The organism is Niveispirillum sp. FG148 (assembly GCF_057809655.1).
In genome coordinates this window covers 1-19,385 of record NZ_JBMDKJ010000008.1, presented here as the reverse complement: position 1 = coordinate 19,385, position 19,385 = coordinate 1, and the positions used below count along the sequence as shown (strand labels likewise).

21 protein-coding genes and 1 pseudogene are annotated in these 19,385 nt (G+C 65.2%); 6 read left to right on the top strand and 16 right to left on the bottom strand.

All coding sequences use genetic code 11. From position 1 onward, the window contains the following. Positions 1 to 75 precede the first annotated feature (75 nt). The 4 genes from ACODTW_RS10850 (at position 76) to ACODTW_RS10835 (ending at position 3,644) form a co-directional block, all read left to right on the top strand. Complete coding sequence (locus ACODTW_RS10850) at positions 76 to 957, top strand: transporter substrate-binding domain-containing protein (RefSeq protein ID WP_488946011.1); 882 nt, start codon at positions 76 to 78, stop codon at positions 955 to 957. Between the two features lie 64 nt (positions 958 to 1,021). Then, positions 1,022 to 2,206: a glycosyltransferase family 4 protein gene (locus ACODTW_RS10845; RefSeq protein ID WP_488946010.1), complete on the top strand. Its 1,185-nt coding sequence runs from the start codon at positions 1,022 to 1,024 to the stop codon at positions 2,204 to 2,206. Positions 2,207 to 2,242: 36 nt separating this feature from the next. Beyond that, positions 2,243 to 2,956, top strand: a complete 714-nt coding sequence (locus ACODTW_RS10840) for an ABC transporter permease (RefSeq protein WP_488946009.1) — start codon at positions 2,243 to 2,245, stop codon at positions 2,954 to 2,956. Positions 2,957 to 2,969: 13 nt separating this feature from the next. Beyond that, positions 2,970 to 3,644, top strand: a complete 675-nt coding sequence (locus tag ACODTW_RS10835) for an ABC transporter permease (protein ID WP_488946008.1) — start codon at positions 2,970 to 2,972, stop codon at positions 3,642 to 3,644. A gap of 51 nt (positions 3,645 to 3,695) precedes the next feature. Here ACODTW_RS10835 and ggt read toward each other — a convergent pair whose 3' ends face one another. Further along, positions 3,696 to 5,477, bottom strand: coding sequence for a gamma-glutamyltransferase (ggt, locus tag ACODTW_RS10830; RefSeq protein ID WP_488946007.1), 1,782 nt, complete (start codon positions 5,475 to 5,477; stop codon positions 3,696 to 3,698). A 180-nt stretch (positions 5,478 to 5,657) separates the two neighbouring features. Between ggt and ACODTW_RS10825 the strand changes: the two genes are divergently transcribed. Beyond that, complete coding sequence (locus ACODTW_RS10825) at positions 5,658 to 6,500, top strand: alpha/beta fold hydrolase (protein ID WP_488946205.1); 843 nt, start codon at positions 5,658 to 5,660, stop codon at positions 6,498 to 6,500. Between the two features lie 85 nt (positions 6,501 to 6,585). Next, a complete protein-coding gene (locus ACODTW_RS10820; RefSeq protein WP_488946006.1) occupies positions 6,586 to 7,599 on the top strand; it encodes a lipid A deacylase LpxR family protein in 1,014 nt (337 codons plus the stop codon). A 77-nt stretch (positions 7,600 to 7,676) separates the two neighbouring features. On the opposite strand, the gene ACODTW_RS10815 is transcribed toward ACODTW_RS10820, so the two are convergent. From ACODTW_RS10815 to ACODTW_RS10745, 15 genes and pseudogenes are all read right to left on the bottom strand, one after another. Then, positions 7,677 to 8,123 (bottom strand): helix-turn-helix domain-containing protein, encoded by a 447-nt coding sequence (locus ACODTW_RS10815; RefSeq protein WP_488946004.1) that lies wholly within the window; start codon positions 8,121 to 8,123, stop codon positions 7,677 to 7,679. 85 nt (positions 8,124 to 8,208) lie between these two features. Then, entirely contained in the window at positions 8,209 to 8,910 is a 702-nt protein-coding gene (locus ACODTW_RS10810; RefSeq protein ID WP_488946003.1) for a capsid assembly protein, read from the bottom strand. Continuing rightward, the gene (locus ACODTW_RS10805; RefSeq protein WP_488946002.1) at positions 8,885 to 9,205 is read right to left on the bottom strand and encodes a Bbp19 family protein; all 321 of its coding nucleotides are present in this window, start codon (positions 9,203 to 9,205) and stop codon (positions 8,885 to 8,887) included. Before ACODTW_RS10805 ends, ACODTW_RS10810 begins: the two co-directional genes overlap by 26 nt. A gap of 16 nt (positions 9,206 to 9,221) precedes the next feature. Continuing rightward, positions 9,222 to 9,800 (bottom strand): annotated as a pseudogene (locus ACODTW_RS10800) (portal protein); the annotation flags it as partial. A 341-nt stretch (positions 9,801 to 10,141) separates the two neighbouring features. Continuing rightward, positions 10,142 to 11,755, bottom strand: a complete 1,614-nt coding sequence (locus ACODTW_RS10795; protein WP_488946001.1) for a terminase large subunit — start codon at positions 11,753 to 11,755, stop codon at positions 10,142 to 10,144. Further along, on the bottom strand, positions 11,727 to 12,137 hold the full coding sequence (locus ACODTW_RS10790; RefSeq protein WP_488946000.1) for a phage terminase small subunit P27 family: 411 nt from the start codon (positions 12,135 to 12,137) through the stop codon (positions 11,727 to 11,729). Before ACODTW_RS10790 ends, ACODTW_RS10795 begins: the two co-directional genes overlap by 29 nt. 432 nt (positions 12,138 to 12,569) lie before the next feature. Further along, complete coding sequence (locus tag ACODTW_RS10785; RefSeq protein WP_488945999.1) at positions 12,570 to 12,941, bottom strand: hypothetical protein; 372 nt, start codon at positions 12,939 to 12,941, stop codon at positions 12,570 to 12,572. After that, positions 12,938 to 13,345: a hypothetical protein gene (locus ACODTW_RS10780; RefSeq protein ID WP_488945998.1), complete on the bottom strand. Its 408-nt coding sequence runs from the start codon at positions 13,343 to 13,345 to the stop codon at positions 12,938 to 12,940. The genes ACODTW_RS10785 and ACODTW_RS10780 overlap by 4 nt, the downstream gene beginning before the upstream one ends. Before the next feature lie 4 nt (positions 13,346 to 13,349). After that, positions 13,350 to 13,970: a head-tail connector protein gene (locus tag ACODTW_RS10775; RefSeq protein ID WP_488945997.1), complete on the bottom strand. Its 621-nt coding sequence runs from the start codon at positions 13,968 to 13,970 to the stop codon at positions 13,350 to 13,352. A 15-nt stretch (positions 13,971 to 13,985) separates the two neighbouring features. After that, positions 13,986 to 14,411, bottom strand: coding sequence for a hypothetical protein (locus tag ACODTW_RS10770; protein WP_488945996.1), 426 nt, complete (start codon positions 14,409 to 14,411; stop codon positions 13,986 to 13,988). 11 nt (positions 14,412 to 14,422) lie between these two features. Next, positions 14,423 to 16,060, bottom strand: coding sequence for a phage major capsid protein (locus tag ACODTW_RS10765; protein ID WP_488945995.1), 1,638 nt, complete (start codon positions 16,058 to 16,060; stop codon positions 14,423 to 14,425). Next, positions 16,047 to 17,270: a phage portal protein gene (locus ACODTW_RS10760; protein WP_488945994.1), complete on the bottom strand. Its 1,224-nt coding sequence runs from the start codon at positions 17,268 to 17,270 to the stop codon at positions 16,047 to 16,049. The genes ACODTW_RS10765 and ACODTW_RS10760 overlap by 14 nt, the downstream gene beginning before the upstream one ends. 135 nt (positions 17,271 to 17,405) lie before the next feature. Then, positions 17,406 to 18,056 carry a hypothetical protein gene (locus tag ACODTW_RS10755; RefSeq protein ID WP_488945993.1) on the bottom strand — a complete coding sequence of 217 codons (651 nt, stop codon included), beginning with the start codon at positions 18,054 to 18,056 and terminating at the stop codon, positions 17,406 to 17,408. After that, positions 18,046 to 18,972, bottom strand: coding sequence for a helix-turn-helix domain-containing protein (locus ACODTW_RS10750; RefSeq protein WP_488945992.1), 927 nt, complete (start codon positions 18,970 to 18,972; stop codon positions 18,046 to 18,048). The genes ACODTW_RS10755 and ACODTW_RS10750 overlap by 11 nt, the downstream gene beginning before the upstream one ends. A gap of 81 nt (positions 18,973 to 19,053) precedes the next feature. After that, positions 19,054 to 19,230, bottom strand: coding sequence for a hypothetical protein (locus tag ACODTW_RS10745; protein ID WP_488945991.1), 177 nt, complete (start codon positions 19,228 to 19,230; stop codon positions 19,054 to 19,056). Between the last annotated feature and the right edge of the window lie 155 nt (positions 19,231 to 19,385).

The following is a 19,385-nucleotide window of genomic DNA, read 5'->3' as shown; positions in this document are numbered from 1 at the left end:
GCCGCCAAGGCCGCTTGGATCGGCGACGATAAATAAGCAATCCGGACAGGACAGGTTCTGGGGGAGTATCGGACGATGAAGAAGTTGATGGCGGCCCTGACATTGGCGGGCCTGATGGCGCTGACGGGCTGCGGCAAGGATGAGGCCAGGAAGGCCGAGCCGGTGGCCGCGACAGCAGCTGGCATTCCCAACCCGCTGCGCGTGGCCACGGAAGGTGCCTATCCGCCCTACAACATGGTTGATGCATCCGGCAATCTTGTCGGGTTCGAAATCGACATGATGAAGGATGTGTGCAAGCGCATGGGCACCGAATGCCAGTTCATCGCCCAGGCCTGGGACGGCATGATCCCCGCCTTGCAGGCCGGCCGCTTCGACGCCATCGTCGCCGGCATGTCCATCACCGATGAACGCCGGCAGGCCGTCGATTTCTCCGCCGGCTACACCACCACACCCGCCTATCTGGTGTCGGCCAATGCCAACCCGCTGCAAAATGTGGATTACGGGGTGGAGCGTGTCGACCTGACAGAGATCAGCGCGGAGGAGCAGGCCAGCCTGGACAAGCTGCGCAGCCTGTTGAAGGGCAAGGTGCTGGGGGTGCAGACCAGCACCATCCACGCCAATTTCGCCGACAAGTACCTGTCCGACGTGGTGGAGATCCGTCGTTACGACACGCAGGAGAATCTGGCGCTGGACATGCAGACGGGCCGCGTCGAGATCGGTCTGGCCGACGCCATCACCTGGAATGCCTTCCTGCAGCGTCCGGAAGGCAAGGATTTCAGCTATTTCGGTCCCGGCTTCGACGGGGGCCTGTTCGGCAACGGGCAGGGCATTGCCATCGCCAAGAACCGGTCGGAACTGCTGGCAGCCCTGAACAAGGCCCTGGCCGACATGAAGGCCGACGGGACGATGAAGACCCTGTCGGTGCAATGGTTTGGCTTCGACAGTTCGATGCCCTGATTTAGCCGCTTACCGGGGGAAGGGCGGCTTCCCCCTTCCGACCCGCTTGCCAGGAGTGCAGCCATTGTCGCAACAGGAATACCGGCCCTTCGTGCTGAACTGGCGCCTGACAGAGGTGCATGGCTGGGGTTTGGTCGGCACGCATACCTGCCTGCACCTGCTGCGGACGGGCGGGGCCGTTTTCCTGTATGACCAGCCCGACATGGGCACCATGCGGCCGAACACGCAAGAAGCCCTCAGGCCCCTGTGTGAGCCGTCGGCCCGCCTGCGGGCGATCATTGATCAGTCACAGGCGGCCGGGCAGCGGCTCTATCTGCAGAACGGCGTCTGTCTCTACGCGCTGGGTGGCCAGATGCAGCCGCACCTCTCCACGCAGCCTTTCTATGGCGACAAGAATATCGGCGTCGGCGCCTTCACCGACACCAACCTGTCGCCGACGGCCATTGCCGACAGCCTCAGCTACAGCCGCGTCGTCATCCATTCGAGCTACAACAAGCAGGTGCTGGCCGATCACGGCATTGCCTCGGACTGCGTGTTTCAGGGGATCGACCCGACGGAGGTGTCGCCGGGGCCGCGCATGGGCCGTTTCGGCGACCGCTTCGTCATCTTTTCCGGCGGGAAGATCGAATTCCGCAAGGGACAGGATATTGTCGTCGCGGCCTTCCGCGCCTTCCAGCAGCGCCATCCCGAGGCGCTGCTGGTCACGGCCTGGGGCAATTTCTGGCCGGCAACCGCCCTCAGCCTGGCGGAGAGCACGATCCTGTCCGTTCCGCCGGGCTTTGCCGCCACAGGCTATGTCGATGTGGCGGGCTGGCTGCGGGCCAACGGCCTGCCCGAGGGCTCGTTCCAGGACCTGGGCTTCCTGACGCGTGAACATATCGCCGGGGTCTTGCGCGAATGTGATCTGGGCGTCTTCCCCAATCGCTGCGAACCCGGCACCAACCTGGTGGCGATGGAGGCCATGGCCTGTGCGATGCCCGTCATCCTGTCGGCCAATACCGGCCATATGGACCTGATCGGGGATGACCGCACCTATGTGCTGAACCGGCAGCGCCCCGTCACCAACCCCGACGGCAATCGCAATTACTGGGGGGAGAGCGACGTGGAGGAATTGCTGGAGGCGATGGAATTTGCCTATCAGAACCGCGACGACGCCCGTGCCAAGGGTATTGCCAGCTCCGAATGGGTGCTGGGCAATCGCCGCTGGGACCAGTTCGCCGCCGAATTCGTGGAAACCTGCGCCCAATGATCCAGACCCCGCCCCGCAGCGCCGCGAGGCCGCCCCATGCTTGACCTGCTTCGTTTCGGTGCCGACGGGTGGGGAGACGAAATCGCCTCCGGCGCGGTCATGACCCTGTCCGTCGCCGTGCTTGCCTATCTGATCGGGATCGCTGCCGGGTCGCTGGCGGCGGCGGCCAAGCTGGCCGGGCCCGCCCCTTTGCGCTGGCTGGCTGCCACTTATACAACGGTCGTGCGCGGTGTGCCGGCCCTGCTGGTCATCTGGCTGCTGTTCTTTGGCGGTTCGGGCCTGATCACATGGCTGGCGGTCTTGTTCGGGTACGACGGACGGGTTGAACTGTCGGCCTTTGCTGTTGGTGTGTCGGCCGTCGGCATCGTGTCGGGCGCCTATGCGACAGAGGTGATCCGTGGCGCCCTGCAGGCCGTGCCCAAAGGACAGATCGAGGCGGCGCGTGCGCTGGGCATGCACCGTTTCCTGATTCTGCGCCGCATCCTGGTGCCGCAGGCCCTGCGCTATGCCCTGCCGGGCCTGGGCAATGTCTGGCAGATGACCCTGAAGGACACGACGCTGGTGTCGGTTGTCACGCTGGCGGAGTTGATGCGACAAGCCTATATGGGCATGCAGTCGACCCGGCAGCCCTTCGTCTTCTACGTGACGGCGGCCATCCTCTACATGATCATGACCACCCTGTCGGAAGCCGGTTTCCGCGCCCTGTCGCGCCGGGCCGAGCGCGGCGTGCGCCGCGCCGTGGCGAATTGAGGGAGGGCGGCCGATGGTACCGGATCTGATTCTTTCCTCCCTGCCGTCACTGATGGCTGGCACCTGGGTAACCGTGCAACTGGTCGTCATCGCGCTGGCGGCGGGCTTCGTACTGGCCCTGGCCGTCGCCTTTGGCCGGCTGTCCTCCCACCGGGCCGTTTCCGGCGTTACGGGCGTCTATGTCTTCCTGTTCCGGTCCACGCCGCTGCTGGTGCAGATTTTCCTGATCTATTACGGGTTGGGCCAGTTCCAGGCGGTGCGGGAAAGCCTGCTGTGGCCGATCCTGCGCGAGCCCTATTGGTGTGCCATCATCGCGCTGACGCTGAACACAGCGGCCTATACAGGGGAAATCCTGCGCGGCGGCATTCAGGCCGTGCCCTTCGGCCAGATCGAGGCGGCGCGCGCGCTGGGCATGTCGCGGCCGCTATTGTACCGGCGCATCGTGCTGCCGCAGGCGTTGCGTCAGATATTGCCCGCCTATGGGAACGAGATGATCCAGATGGTGCAGGCCACCTCGCTGGCCAGCACCATCACCCTGATGGAACTGACAGGCGCGGCCCGCGCCATCGCGTCGCGCAGCTTCCAGCCCGTGGAGATGTTCATCATCGCCGGGGCCATCTATCTGGTCATGAATTTTGCCATCGCCCAGGGCATCCGCTGGGCGGAACGCCGCACGGCCGTGGGGTGATCCCTGACAGGGGCAGCGGGGGTGCGTCTGCCGCCCCCGCTGCCGCGACGATCAATAGCCGGCCGCGTGGCCGTCCACGCGCATTTCCGTGCCGGCGCGATAGACGCCATTCACAGTGTCGCGCTGGATGGCCTCGTAACTGCCGTAATGCAGGCCGGGCTTCACTTCCACCTTGTGGCCGCGCTTGCGCAGCTCCTCGATGACGGCGGGCGATACGCCCTGTTCGACATAAAGGGTGCCGACGCCGTCGCCTTTCTCCCCTGTCGGTTCGGGCGAGCCTTCATGCTGCCAGCGGGCGGCATCGCCGGCTTCCTGCACATTCATGCCGAAATCGATCATGTTGACCAGGACCTGCACATGGCCCTGCGGCTGCATGGCTCCGCCCATGACGCCATAGGCGGCGAAGGGCTGGCCATCCTTGGTGACGAAGCCGGGGATGATGGTATGGAAGGGGCGCTTGCCGGGCGCATAGACGTTGGGGTGCTTGGGATCCAGCGCGAACTGTTCGCCGCGATCCTGCAACATGAAGCCCAGCCCGTCCGGCACCAGGCCGGAGCCCATGCCACGATAGTTGGACTGGATGAAGGCCACCATCAAGCCATCCTTGTCGGCGGTCGACAGGAAGATCGTGTCATGGCTTTCCGGCATCAGGCCGGTTTCGGGCGCGCCGGCCTTGCCCATGTCGATCAGGGCCCGGCGCTTGGCGGCGTATTCCTTGGAAATCAGCGTGCTGATGGGCAGCTTCACGAATTCCTGATCGGCGTACCAGCGCGAGCGGTCGGCAAAGGCCAGCTTCTTGGCTTCTACCGAGGCATGGATGAAGTCGGCGCTGTTATGCCCCATCTTCTTCAGGTCATAGCCCTCCAGGATGTTCAGCATCTGCAAGGTGGCCAGCCCCTGGCCGTTGGGCGGGATCTGCCAGACATCATAGCCGCGGTAATTGGTGGAGATCGGCTCCACCCACTGCGCCTTGAAATCCGCGAAATCCTCGTACCGCAGCGGGCCGCCAATGCGCTTCATATAGGCATCGATGGTCCGGGCGATGGGGCCCTTGTAATAGGCGTCATTGCCGCCCTTGGCGACGATGGACAGCGACTTGGCCAGATCGGGATTGCGGAAGATCTGGCCGGCGACGGGTGGCTTGCCGTCGATCAGATAGGTTTTGCGGGCATTGTCCAGTTCCTCGATCACGCCCGTCATCTGTTCGAACCGCTTGAAATTCCCGGCCCAGCCCTTGGCGATGAAGGGGGAAACGGGGGCGCCGTCATTGGCATAGGCGATGGCCGGGGCCAGCACCTTTTCCATGGGCAGCTTGCCGTATTTCTTGTGCATCTCGAACCAGCCGGCCACAGCACCGGGCACGGTGACGGACAAGGACCCGTGCGACGGGATGGGCTTGCCCGGGCCCAGACGCTTGACCAGATCATCCAGGCTCTGCCCCTTGGGCGCGCGGCCGGACGCGTTCAGACCCACCACCTTCTTGGCCTTGGGGTCCCAGATCAGGGCGAACAGGTCGCCGCCCATACCGCTGCCCGTGGGTTCCAGCAGGCCCAGCGTGGCGTTGGCGGCGATGGCGGCGTCAACGGCGGAGCCTCCCTGCTGCAGGATGGAGATGGCGACCTGGGTTGCCAGCGGCTGGCTGGTGGCGGCAGCACCATTTCTGGCGATGATTTCCGACCGGCCGGCGAAATTGGCGCCGACCAGACGGTCGCCACGCCCCGGCTGGGCCCCGTCCACATAATCGGCCGCCACGGCCATGTCCGTCATGATCGGCATCAGTCCCAGCGTCCCCAGCAGAAGTGCCGCCAACCTGCGCCTAGTCTTGCTCTGCATTGTCCGATTGCCTTCCTGTGCATGGATGGGCCTTCGCCCCTGTCCCTTTTGTCCGCCGGTTTCCCAGCATCCTTGCTTGTACGTCTGGACCGGCGCAGCGGCAACCCTTGCAGCACCCCCGGCCCCCGTGCCAGCCTGCACCCTTCGCGTAGCCCTGTCGGAGATGTAATCGTGCGGGTGATGGTCAATGGCGTGCCGCTGTATTTCGATGTCGAAGGGGCGGAACTGGTGCCCGATGGCGGCTCGTTGCGCAAGAAGCCGACGCTGCTGCTGCTGCATGGCGGTCCCGGTTTCGACCATGCCAGTTTCAAGCCCACCTTCAGCGGGCTGGCCGATGTCGCCCAGGTGATCTATCTGGACCATCGCGGCCAGGGACGCAGCGGCGGGGATGACCGCGCCACCTGGACGCTGCCGCAATGGGCCGATGATGTGATGGGCTTCTGTGACGCGCTGGGCATCGAAAAGCCCTTCGTGCTGGGGAACAGCTTCGGCGGCTTCGTCGCCATGGAATATATGCGCCGCCATCCCGGCCATGCGGCGGGCATCATCCTGTCGTCCACGGCGGCACGCATGCAGCTGGACCTGATCGCCGCCGCCTTCGCCCGCCGCGGCGGCCCGGCCGTGGGCCAGGCAGCACAGGATTTCTGGTCCGCGCTGACAGCCGACAAGGTGGCACCCTATGCCGCCCAGGTCATGCCATTCTATACGGTGAAGGCACCGATGGACGGTCCGGGCCGCGCCCGCTCCATCATGAAGCCGGAGGTGCTGGAACATTTCTCCGGCCAGGGTGGCGAAATGTGGGGCATGGATTTCCGCGACAGCCTGCCCAAGGCCGCCAGCCCCGTGCTGGTGCTGTGCGGGGACCAGGATCCGATCACCCCCTGGGAATGTTCGGAGGAAATCATCTCTCTGCTGCCACCGGCCACCAGCCGCCTGCACCGGTTTCCCCATTGCGGGCACGGCACTTTCCGCGACGATCCTGAGGGCACCTTCGCCCTGATACGCCAGTTCATGGGCGTGTGATGGGTCCAGTGTGAGGGGCGTCACTGCGGCAGCGGCCGGGTCAGTTCAAAGCCTCACCAGTTCCGGTTGAACAATGCTCATGCCCATGACGCCGCAAGCCACCCTTCGATCCGTTCCGTTCCTGCTGGCCTGCCTGGCCTCCGCCTTGCCGGCGGGGGCGCAGGCTGCCCGCACGGCAGGGGCGGAGACGGGTACGCTGACCCTGATCCTGGAAAATGACCTGTTCTACAATCTGGACCGCCATTACACCAACGGGGTGGAGGCGGTGTGGACGACGGCACGGGACGAGGTGCCGGACTGGACCCGCCGCTGGGCCCGGCTGGTGCCGTTCTTCGCCCAGGACGGCCATGTCCGGGCCGTCTTCTCCCTGGGTCAGAACATGTATACGCCCAGCGATATCAAGCTGGTGGACCCGCCCTTGACGGAACGGCCCTATGCCGGCTGGCTGCACGGTTCGGCCGGCCTGATCAATGAGAATGGCCAGCGCATGGATCAGTTGCAGCTGACCCTGGGCATGGTCGGTCCGGCCTCGCTGGCCGAACCGACGCAGAAGATCGTCCACCGCCTGACCGATGCGCCAAAGCCGATGGGCTGGGGCACGCAGCTGCATAACGAACCGGGCGTGGTCATCACCTATCAGCGCAGCTGGCGGCATGACCTGCTGGAAAGCACCGGATTTGGCGTCGATATCATGCCGCATGTCGGCGGCGCCGTGGGCAACGTCTCCACCTATGCCGATGCGGGTTTCATGCTGCGGGCCGGCTGGCAACTGCCCGCCGATTTCGGCCCGGCCCGCATCCAGCCGTCGCTGCCCGGCAGCGGCTTCTTCGAACCCGACGCCCGCCATCCGGTCGGCTTCTACGCCTTCCTGGGCTTTTCCGGCCGCGCCGTGGCCCGCAACATCTTCCTGGATGGCAACAGCTTCCGCGACAGCCGGTCGGTGGACCGCAAGACCTGGGTCGGCGATGTCCAGGCTGGTTTCGCCGTCAATGTCTATGACGCCCGTATCACCTACACCCATGTCTTCCGCAGCCGGGAATTTGTCGGTCAGGATGAAGGCGATGAATATGGCGCCGTGGCCGTGACCTGGCAGTTCTGAATCCAATCAGATCAACGCAGCGAAAGGGCGCAGGATAGAGAACACAGGCGTCCAGGACGACTGTGAACCGGGACATTTCAGTAACCCAGGCCCAGTTCCTGGGCCTCCGCCGTCAAGGCATCCAGGGCGGCCGACCGCGCCTGTGAATTCCGTTGTTTGAAGGCTTGCAGGTCGGTGAAGCGCACGCGACGATGGGTGCCGACCTTATGGAAGGGCAACTGGCCTGTTTCCAGCAGCTTGACGAGATGGGGGCGGCTGACATTCAGGAAATCAGCCGCCTCCTGTGTCGTCACCTCGGCATGGACGGGGATCACCGTCACCGCATTGCCTTGCGACATTTCCAGCAGAAGATGGGACAGCAGCTCTCTGACGGCGCCGGGTAGGGGCAATATGGGGCCATTGTCGATCTGCACCCGCAACGGCCGGCCGGCATTACGGGACAGGATGCGGCTCGACTCCGTGGCCAGTTCAGAATCTTCGGCCGACGGAATCACGGTTCCCTCACGATCCAACAGCGCGTTCATCTTCCTGCTTCCATAAGGCGGACCATACCCCATATCCGGTACATATGGGGTATGTCGCCTCTAAACGCAATAATCGAAACGACAACTATCCCCCATAGGTTCGCCGGAACCCTTCCGTCACCTTGGCGATGAAGGCGGGGTCGCGGTCACGCCAGTAGCGGGGATCGGCGATCATGCGGTTCAGGTCCTGGCCATCATGGCCTTCCGTCTCCGGCCCGGCGCGCAGGACCCTGGGCTCCCCGCCGCCCTCAGCCATCATGCGATGCAGGGCCAGCACCCCGTCGGCCGTGCCGGACAGGGCGGACAGCAGGGGCGGCGGCAGGTTGCGCTCTCCCCAGGCCAGGATCTGGCCCGACAGGTCGCGCCATTTCTCCTCTCCACCGAAATGGCTGACCAGCTTTTCCAGCTCCCGTTCGGCCTGGAAGCCCTCGGCCATCTCCTGCAGCAGCGGCAGCAGGCGCTCGGCCGCCAGATCGTAGAGCAGCTGGGCCTGATCGGGGGTGTAGGATGCGGCGAACAGGCGCTGGTTGATGGCGTCGTCCGGTTCGAACAGACCATGGTCGCAGCGGATGCAGTAATCGTCCGGCTTTTCCGGCACGCCCAGCAGGGTCAGGGCACGGGCCTTCTCCGCTGCCGGGTCGGGCGGGGTGGACATTTTCCGCTCCAGCTCCTGATAGGATTTCAGCAGGGCCTCAATGCGGATGGTTCCGTTCTCCCCGTCCCAGAACTTGGCCGGGACATGGTCGGGTCGGGTGGAAGTGTCAGGGGCCAAAGAAATCGACTTCATGGCGTTTTTCCTTCAGGTCAGGGAAATGGGGGCGGAGGGACAGGCCGCCGCGAACAGCCAGTTGACGCAGATGCAGGACCAGGGCGCGCTGCCCCTCCAGATGACGCAGCCGCGCCTCACTGACCTCCGGGCCGGGGCTGGTGTGCAGGGTCAGGCGGCAGAGATGGTCCAGCAGCAGGCGTCCGTCGCCCCGTGCGAACAGCCGGGCGCAGGCCTCGGCCAGCAGGTCGGGGGAGGGTTCGGGTGACGGCTCTGGGCGGATTTCACCCAGCCAGGGCCAGCCGGGATCAGCCATCGGTTGCCTCCATCGCGGGGACCGGCGCCCGCACCAGACCGGGCGGCACACCGGCGGCGTCGGCCAGGAAGCGGGCACAGGCCGGCAGATCCACGACCGACAGTGCGTCCGGCCCCAGGGCCGAGACCGATTCCAGCCAACGCAGGGTGGTTTCCGCATCACGCTGCGCCTGGGCGCGGGCCAGCGGCGACAGGATGCGCACCTGCACCTGCCGTCCGTCGGCGGCGATGTCCGGGATCAGCCCGCGCCGGCGCAGGATGGACAGACAGCGCCGCACCAGCGGCACCAGCAGTTCCGATTGCAGCCGGCCAAAGGTGGCGCCCAGCAGCCGGGCCACCTCCGCGCTGCGTTCCAGCACCTCCGTCGCCGTCATGCGCGGCCCGTCGACAGGGGCCAGCCGGTCGGCCAGCAGGGCATGGCGGATGCGGGCACGCAGATCGTTCAGCACCAGCTGGCTGATATCGAACCGCCCCGGACTGGCCAGCGGCGTCAGCCCCGCCGATCCCACGGCCTTGGGGATGATGGTGCCGGGAACCAGGCGGATGGCGGCGGGATTCAGCACCCCGTCATCATCCGCCTGCCAGATGCTAGAGACAATTTGGCATTACCCTTGCTTTTCATGCTCTTGGTGGGAGCGGATGGTTTGCCGTAAGCGTGGCGTAAGCAGCTTATTGCGGGCCGCAAACAGCCTCCAGAGCGGCCCGTTTAATGGCGTCAACGGTGCCCGGCTTCATGAACCGGACGGTGGGATACCATGCTCCAAGATGGTCGCGCTGGTGGGGCATGTTCGCGTAGACGCTGCCGTCATCGCGTCTGATTATCCGAATGCCGCGGACCTCGACACCGGCTTTCGGGATTGCAACGGCCACGACAGCGATACAGGCTGAATTGTCGTGGCGGCGGTCGATACGGATAACATCCAAGCGCATGGTGTCCTCAAACGAATAGGAAGCCTTCAGGCCGGGCGGCCTCATAGACGGAACCGGTGTCTTCGCTGGCCAGGATGCGGCCTACGGCCATGGCGGCGGCCACCGCGCCGTCAATGCGGCCCCTGGCCTTTTCCTTGGTGAACTTCTCGTTCTCCGCCGCGTCCTTCTCTGCCACCACGTTGCCAAAACACAGGCGCAGGACCGGGTTATCACCATGGCGGAACTCACCGCCAAGGATGGCCCTCTTCAACTCCCGCACGGGGGCGGCCATGCTGGCAAAGCCCTGACCGAAGGTGGCGACGGTGATTTCCTCCCGCTGCAACGCCGTGGTCACAGCCGTGGAGTTCCATCGATCAATGGCGACTTCCTGGACGGCATACCGTTCCGCCAACTCCACGACATGGGCGATCACCGCGTCGTAATCGATGCGGTTCCCTTCCGTCACCTTCAGGTGCCCAGCGTCCCGCCAGCGCAGATAGTCCGCCTGGTCACGATCCGCCTTCCGGGCCAAGGCTGCGGCCGGCAGGAAGAAGGTGGCGATCACGTCATAGGACCGGGTGTCGCCATCGCCAGAGGGGAAGACCGCGGCCGCGGCCGTCAGATCCTCAACGCTGGACAGGTCAACGCCAACCCAGCAGGGGCGACCGATCAGCTCGTCAGGGGGCGTCATCGTCGCTGCCTGGTCATAGGTGGCCAGATCCATCCAAGGGTTTGCGGCCCCTTCCTGCCACTGGTTCAGATGGAAGCGGCGGAAATCGGCAATCTCCGCCGGGAAATGCTCGATGCGGCGGGCCTTGATGCGCAATTCCTCCAGGCTGCAAAAACCGGCGGCGATGGCCGGGTTTGCCGCGTGCCAGGCCGCTTCGTCGCGCCAATCCGCTTCCGGGTCGGCGGCGAAGATGATGGGCGCGAAGGTCGGATCGTTCACTTCGCCCCGCGCCACGGCCAGGGAGTAGGACCATAGATCATGGGCAAGCCCGCCTTGACCTTCCCCGGCGGTGGAAATGACAATGGTCAGCGGCTGTTCCCGCTTCACCATGCTGTCCGTTACCACCTTGAACAGCTTCCGGCCTTCAACCAACGGCCAGGAATGCACCTCATCGGCCAGGAAGAACGAGGCGTTCATGCCGTGCTTGCTGTAGGCCTCGGAGGAAATCGCCTTCAGGATGGAGCTGGTCTTTGTGTGGTTCAGCACCTTCCGGCTTTCGATGGGCGCCACGCGGCGCAGCAGGGTGTCATCCTGCTTCACCATCTCAAAGCTGTGCTTGAAGGCGATGCCGGCATTCTCCCGGTCGGCCGCTGCTTGGATCACCTGTCCGCCGGCTTCGGCTTCCGGTCCCAGGAAATGAGCCAGGGCCAGCGCCGACGCGAGCGTCGTCTTGGCATTGCCGCGGGGTATCCAGATGCAGGCCATGCGCACCAGACGGCGCCCGTCGTCCGTGGCCGGGCCATATATGCGGCGGACCAATGACCGTTGGAAATCATGCAGGTGGAACGGCTTGCCTGCGAATCTTCCTTCCCATAGCCGGAGCTTGTTGACGAAGCGGCACATCCGGTCGGCCCGGCCGGTTGGATCAGGGTAAAGCCCCGGATCAGGCGAGAAGATCGGAATCCCAGCCATCGCCTTTTCCTTCGTCCGTTTTGCCTTTGGTGCCCTGTCGCTGCGGCGTCAATGCCAGTTCGGCCGCCAGCAGCCGGCATTCCCGCATTGCTGCCTGTTGCATCTTGAAAGCCGGGTGCGGCTTGGGCCCGTCCTCCCCGGAGATCATCCGGCCATCGGTGGCCATCAGCTCTTCAAACTCCCGCACCTGGCCGGCTGCGACGCAGTAGCTTTCCAGCGTCGCCAGCGTGTCGGCCGTCAGCAGCCGCCGGCGATGCAGTTCGGGAGCGCAGCGTTTCCATTCGCGCTTGGCGTGAACGGAAAGCCAGGTCGGGGGAGAGGGGCAGCGGCCCGTGGCGGCACCCCCTTCAATCACCCGTAGGTTCGGTTTTCGACCCTTCATCTGAAAGCCCTTTCGGGAAAATCCCCAATTTCAAGGTGAGTGCGCGCAAGACCCCCAGACGGTCCCGGCCCCCTCGGGTTGGAAACTCTGGAACCCCTATCCCCGCCGTCCTCCCTGGTCGCGGCGCGTCCGCTGGGAATGGTGCCGGTGGCAGAAGGGGCGGAGGTTGGTGGGATCAAGCCGGCGGTGCGGGGCCTCCTTCACGGTCTGGATATGGTCCGCATCGGTGGCCGGCTGGTCGCAGCCAGGGGCGCAGCACATTGGATGGCGTGCCAGGAATGCCGCCCGGACACTCTCCCAATCCCGGTCATAGCCGCGCTGGCGGGCGGAACCGCGGGCAAGGTCGGCGGCTTTGGCGCATCGGGGGCACCGCTGGCCAGCAGGAACCAGGGCGCCACATTTGCAGGAACGGGGTGGGGCGAATGGCATGGCTTACCCCAACACACGCATGTCGATGCGGACCAAAGTGCCGCGAACATAGATCGGCCCGGCCGTCTCGACATTGCGCTGAAGGCCCCGGATCATGACCTTGTCCCCTTTGCGGGGAATGCGGGCATCCGTGATGGACAGCAGGCCCGATCCCCCCGGCCATTTGGCTCGGTTGATTTCTGTTGGCGAGATGACGACGAAGCTGTCGGTCTGCGAGATGCCGCCGATCAGCTCTTCCGGCCGATAGCCGCGCACGAAGGCCCGGCATTCGACGCTGGCGAAGCTGTTGGGCGTCGTGCCGAACTGACGCATCAGCACGATGGGTTCCCCGGCCACGGCAAGCATGCGGTCCAGGGTGGCAATTTCCCTGTTCATCGCACCACCGCTCGGACAGTCAACAGGCTGTTGGAATAGGTGCCGGTGGTCACGATCCGGGCGCGCAGCCGGTCGCCCAGCACACCATCAACCGTGGTGTCGTCGGCAAGGGCGCCGTCCGTTGGCACGATGGGGGCTGTCCGGGGTGTCAGTCCTGACACATTCACCACCTTCACCCCGCCGGCGGTGGTGAAGGCGAAACATGCGATGTCAACCCAGGTGGTGCCGCCGTCCAGGCTGGTGGCGACATAGACTTTGGCGGACGTGCCGCCCGTGCCGTAGGCGAACCGGGCTTGGACCGTTGCGGCGGTCATGCCTTCAAGATCCGTGATCGGGGCCTGCGCTTCGTTGGCGGCGGTGGTGACGGGCTTGTCGGCCAGCGCATAGGTGCCGGGGTTCAGCATGGCGTCATCCGATGGCGGGTTGGCGATAGACGGAAAGCAGACCTTGCACATCGGGCGGCAAGGCGGCCCCGTCGCTGAACCCGCCGACCCAATAGGAATTGGCGCCGATACCGTCGACCTCTTCCGTCTTGACCAGCGGGTCACGGTTGCGGCTGAACCAAGCCGCCTTTACCAGCAGGATGGCAGCCCGCTCCACGTCGTCGGGCAGGGTGCGGCCGGGGTTGCCCGGTAGAACGAAGCCGGCGACGTATTCCACCACGATCTTCACCGGCGGCCAGGGCTGGCGTTCGTCCGAGTCAGTGAGGCGGTAAAGCAGACCGCTTGCCCCCTCCACCTCATACCCGGCTTCGCCCAGCGCCGCCCCGGCCAGGGTGACGGACAGCACGGCACCCACCGGCCAGCGCGACAGCATCAGGCTGTCGTTGGCGGTGGGCAGGCGGAACGTCTCCCGGACGGTTTCGGCGGCAAAGGTGCGGTTGCACCAGCGCCGCACGGCCCCGCTGGCTTGGTCAATCAGGGTCAGCAGGAAGGCATCATCGGCCCCGGTGGTCAGCCGCAATTCATCCTTGATCGTGACCAAGGTGGTGAGGCGTTGGCTTTCCGCAGGGGTGATGATGGTCAGCATTCCGGGGCCTTCCGATCAGACGGGCGGGTTGGCAGTGGGGGCGCTGTTGGGATGGCCCAGCAAGGCGACGGCAGCCACGAAGGCATTGCCGCTATTGCCGGCCGGCGTGATGGTCAGGCGCGCATAGCGCTTGCCGCCGACATAGCCCAGCTTCCGGGTTTCGTTGTCATCGGCGAAGGTGAAGCTCGCCAGCGCCTCGGTGCCGATCAGCAGGTCATCCGGGACCGCCGCCGCATCGGAGAAGTCCGACGCATCACCATGTTCCAGCAGGGTGGTGAAGGTGGCGTCGGTATCGGCCAGCGCCCCGGTGAGGATCACGAAGGTCAGGCTGTTGAAGCCCAGCGTATCGACCACCTGCGACACGAAGGGCGTGTTGTCGGTGACGGCCGCCGCTGGGGAAATCGCCCGGACGGGGTGGATGTTGTTCATCAGGTCGCGCATGGGATGCTTCCTTAGCTCACGGACACGATCAGCTTGCGGATGGCCTCGGACTTCCGCACCCCGGCGGCCACCCGGCGGCGGGCATGGAACCGGGCCTTGCCCTTGGTCCGCTGGGTCAGGTCATCACGCAGGATGGAGAAGCCCACCCGGTCGAAGATGCGGAAGCCCTGGCGGAAGTCGCCGAAGACGATGGGTACGGCGCCGCCCGCCACGTCGGGCAGGTCCGGCAGCTCGATGACGGGGCGTCCCAGGATGGTGGTGACCGGGGAACCGGCGATACCGGTCATGGACAGCAGATATTCGCCCGTCGTGGTCTTCAGCTTGCGACAGGCCCCCAGCGTCGTGCTGTTCATCCCCCAGACCGCATTTGCCCGGTAGGGCGTGGGCAGGGCGTGATAGGCGTCGATCAGGCTGTCGGCGGTGATCAGGGAGGCATGGCCGCTGATCACGGTGGGGATGCTGGTATCCGACATGAAGCCCATGGGGCGCTTCACGCCGTTGCCGTTCACGAACGCCTGCCCTTCGGCATAGCCGAACTCTTCGGCCAGGTCGGCGGACAGTTCGGCGAAGATGTTGACGGCCGCATCCTCCAGCGTGGAGAAGCTGACATCCACATAGGCCGTCAGTTCCTTCACGTCATAGGTCGACTTGCCGTATCGGCTGCCTGTGTCGGCGTCGTCCCGATCCTCCAGCTCTTCCACCCAGGTGGCGGTAGGCCGGCCGATGCGCTTGGGCAGTTCCACCGCACCGCGTGCCGTGCTGCGCACGGTGGCGTACTGGCGGACGGGAGAGAACAGCACGACGTTCTTGTCGATTTCGGCGATGAACTCCGCCGGTGCCAGATAGCCGGCCGACGGGTCTTCCGCCGTGCGCAGCGTCTTGACCTCGGTAAACTCCATGCCGGTGGGGCCGAAGCGCAGATAATTCTCGAAGGCCTTGGCCTCCACCCCGTCCGCTGCCTTCGTCTCCGGTGCCGCAGTGCCCGGACGGCGAAGCATGGTCTCGATGCGGTCCACGCCCTTGGCAGCGGCGGCACTGTTGCCCTCCACCACCTTCAGGCGTTTGTCCAGATCGGCGATACCGGTTTCCAGCTTGCCGACTCGCTCTTCGACGGTCGGGGTGCCGCCGCCGGCTTCATTCTCTTCCATGGGTGCGCTCTCTCTCGATGATGCCGCAGCGGCGGCGGGGAAGCTCTTGACGCTGGTGATCCGGGCACCCGGTGCAGCAGGTACGCTGACCAGGCTGATTTCCAGCAGGTCGATTTCCTCCAGGCGGCGGATGCCGCCGGGCATGGCCTTGGCCCGGATGGCGCGATAGCCGATGGACAGGCCCGTGATGGCTTTGGACTTGGCCAGGACATAGGCGCGGTCGCCATCATCGGTGCCCAGCGCCAGCCGGCCGGAGACACGCAAGCCCTCCGGCGTTTCGGTCATCTGCAGCCAGGTGCCGGCCACGGCCTTGGGGTCATGGTTCAGCAGCATCGCCGGCATGGCGCTTGCGGCCCGATGGTCGGCCAGGGTGCGGGCAAAGGCTCCCGGAGCCACGATATCGCGCACCCGATCCGGGGTGCCGCCGATGGGCGACGCGATGCCCTCAATCAGCCCAGCCTCACCGGCATCATGGGAGAACTTCAGTTCAAGCCGTTCCATCGGTGCCGCTCCCATCGGTGGTGGAGGGGGCGGCCGGGGCCGGCGCGGTATTGACCGGGCGCATAAAGGTCTCGCCACCGGCATAGGCCGGCCGGTTTTCCATGGCGCGGGCTTCGTTCGGGTTCAGCACGCCGGCATTGATGGCCCTGCTATAGGCTTCGAACCGCTTGGCGATTTCGGCGCGGGTGAGGTCATCGATCAGGAACTCGAAATAGAACTCGTCCCGCTCTTCCGGGGTCAGCAGGGTGATGGCGGCGGCATCGCAGAAAGCCCGCAGGATGGGCATCATGCAGTAGGTCAGAAACTGCTGGCCCAGCGTCTCCGCATTCGCGTGCGTCACCCGTTCCAAGTCGTTCAGCAGGGACAGCGGCACCCGCCAGAAGCGGGAGACTTCCGCCACCTGCATTCGGCGCATTTCCAGCGTCTGGCTGTCGGTGGAAGAAAGCTGGAGTTGCTCGAACTCCATGCCGTCTTCCAGGATCATCGTCCGGCCGGAATTGGCGGTGCCCGTGTACCAAGCGCTGAAGCTCTTGCGCAGACGTGCCATCACATCGTCGCCGACCTTTTTCGTGTGTTTCAGCAGGCCGCTGGGCTTGGCGCCCCGGCCGAACAAGCCGGCACAATGCGATTCCAGGGTCAGGGCAAGGCCGATGGCTTCCCTGGCCAGGGTGACGGGGCTGTCGCCATGGCAGACATCCAGCCCGACGCCACGAATATGCATGATTTCATCCCGGCCATAATCGCGGGTGCCCTCACCCGTGGTGACGCTGTAGATCGGCGCCATGGTGGTGGGATGCTGGCGGACGGCAACCCGCCGTGGGTCCAGCGGGATCAACTCCACCACCCGGCCGGCGCGGTCCCGGTTGGCGAAGGCATAGGCGTTGCCATAGGTGGCGAGGTGAGTGGCCAGGATCAGGCGAAATTCGCTGGCCGGGGTCCACTCGTTTGCCGCCTTGGTGACCAGAGCATAGGCGGGGTGGTCGGTGGCCCGAACCCGGTCGTCCCCCCGTCGGCGGTACAGGTGCCACGGGATCTGCTGGACGGTTTCGGCGATGGCCTTCACACAGCCATAGACGGTGCTGCATCGCATCGCGGTTTCAGCGGACACGGACACACCGGCGGCGGTCGGCAAGAGATTGCCGGTCAGCACCTCATATCCGTCACCGCTCTTCCGCTCAGGCGCCAACAGCGCCTTGATCCTGCCCAGCATCCGAAAGCCCTCACGGGAATAACGGATCACACTGGACGGAACGAAATGGGAACTTCAACGTCTTCGACGTTGGCGGCGGAAGATAGATTTCCTGGTACTTTCCGATGTTTACTCAGGCTTTCTTCGAGGCTTCCTTCACGCGGAGCGCCATTTCCTCAGCAGTTCGGAAACTTCCTCGATCTGCTCCGCTGACCGTCCTTCCCGACCACGCTTTCGGGCTTGGGCCTCGGTGTCTGCGGCTTCGTCTCCCAACACAGCCTGGATTGCCGGCAAGGGTGCCAAACAGGTTCCTGACCCTGGCCGGCCACCCCAGGTCGATTCAACCCAGAAGGCCGACACCAGGAACTTCTCCAGCCGAAACGTCCATTGTTCGGCGGTGCCATGCCCATTGCCGGTGACCTTGCCTGTCTGCCCCGGTGCCGTTGCCTTGGTCGGCTGGCCCAGCAGCGCCCTGCAACGCCCCAGTTCGCTTTCCAGCCGCGCCCGTTCCGCGTCCAGGATGATCTGCAGTTCACCCAGGGAAGGAAAGAACCCGCCCTTGGCGCCCATCGCCCGCGTCACTGTGCGGATGCTGTCGGCGGTGTAGCAGGCATGGGGATAATCAAGCAGAGCTTCGTAAACTGACATCTTCGCCTTGGCGTCGTCTCCCTCCATCCGCCCGCCGGCACAGGCGACCCCCAGCATGCCCAGCCATTGCCGGACTATGCCGGGCGGTGGCGCGGATGCCAGTGCTGCGGCCAGGACACCGGCGCGATGGCCCGCCTCCTGACGGATCTCAGTCGACACGTTGGGCGGTGCCGTCCATGACGATGGCGCCATCTCGAACGTCTCTGTACCATCCGGGCGCTGAACCAGCCGCCCCGTCTGGCGATCCTTCAGCGCCTCCGCCAAACCCGAAGATGCCTTCGGCAAATGCAGCGGTTGAGGATTGCGCGGCGGGGCGCGACTGGCGTCGGGCAGCAGGTGCATGTCTGGCGGCATTGGCTTGGTCCCTTTCGGCGTAGGTCAGGGCATTGCTGATCCAGGTTCGCCAGGATGCCGCCCAGTCCTTGGACACGGTGCCCTTGGCGAGGTGGTGGTCCCGGAAGCGTTCTGCTTCCCGGTCAAAATCGGGGGGCGGCACTCCGCTGGTGCGGGCTTTCTCCGCCCAGCGCTCCCCTGCCCAGTCCCGCCACGCTGGCGGCAACGTGAAATTCGGGTCCATCCGGGTTCCCCGCTTGGTGCTTTCCCCGGCGACCTGATCGGCTTTTCGCTCGCGCAGCTTCCCTCTGTTTTTATTCTGGACAGGTTCAAGGACAGGTTCGGGTGCATCTGGTGCGGGGGTAGGGCGCACCTCCTGCACCGGTGCATCTCCCGCACCGGTGCATCTGGTGCGGGGGTGCATGTCCTGCACCGGTGCATCTGGTGCGGGGGTGGCCGTTTCCGACGTGATGTTTTCCAGCAGAATTCGATAGGTCCGGGGACGGCGCTTGCCATAATCGGCTTCGGCCGTCATGGCGATCAGCCGATGGTCCTTCTGGAGCTTGCCCAGCGCCTGTTGAACAGCGCGTTCACCATACCCGGTCTCGTGGCATAGGGTATTGATGGAAGGGTATGCGTCATTCCCGTCTTTGTCCGCCCGGTATGCCAGCGCCAGCAGCACCGCCTTTTCGGGCGGCGGCAAACGCAGCGGCATGACGACGGTGATGATCTGGAAGGACAAGACGCTTCTCCAAAATGACCGCGGGGGTCAGGTCGCTTTCGGTCGTCGTGGGCAGCGCAGCAGGGCGGTGTAGCGGCGCCTTCATTCCCCCGCGTCGCTGGTGCTGCGTCGCAGCTTTCCCAGCCGGGCCAGAGCCCAAGCGTCCAGTTCGTCGCGGGGATACAGCGGGGTACGAAGATTCTTCTGATAGGTCGGCCCGCCGCCGACGCTCGCCAGCTTCGCCAAGGTGGCGGGGGCGTAATTGATGCCGTGAACCAACTCCAGGTACTGGCTCGCTTCCCAGCGGCGCAGGCGGGGCTTGCGCAGGGCCGGGGGCAGGCAAGATCACGTCCCCGTGCGTGGTGTAGGAGCGGCGGGATCATCGCGCTCTCCGGCTTATCTGGCCGGTTGTGTCATGCGGCCACGGCAGGCAG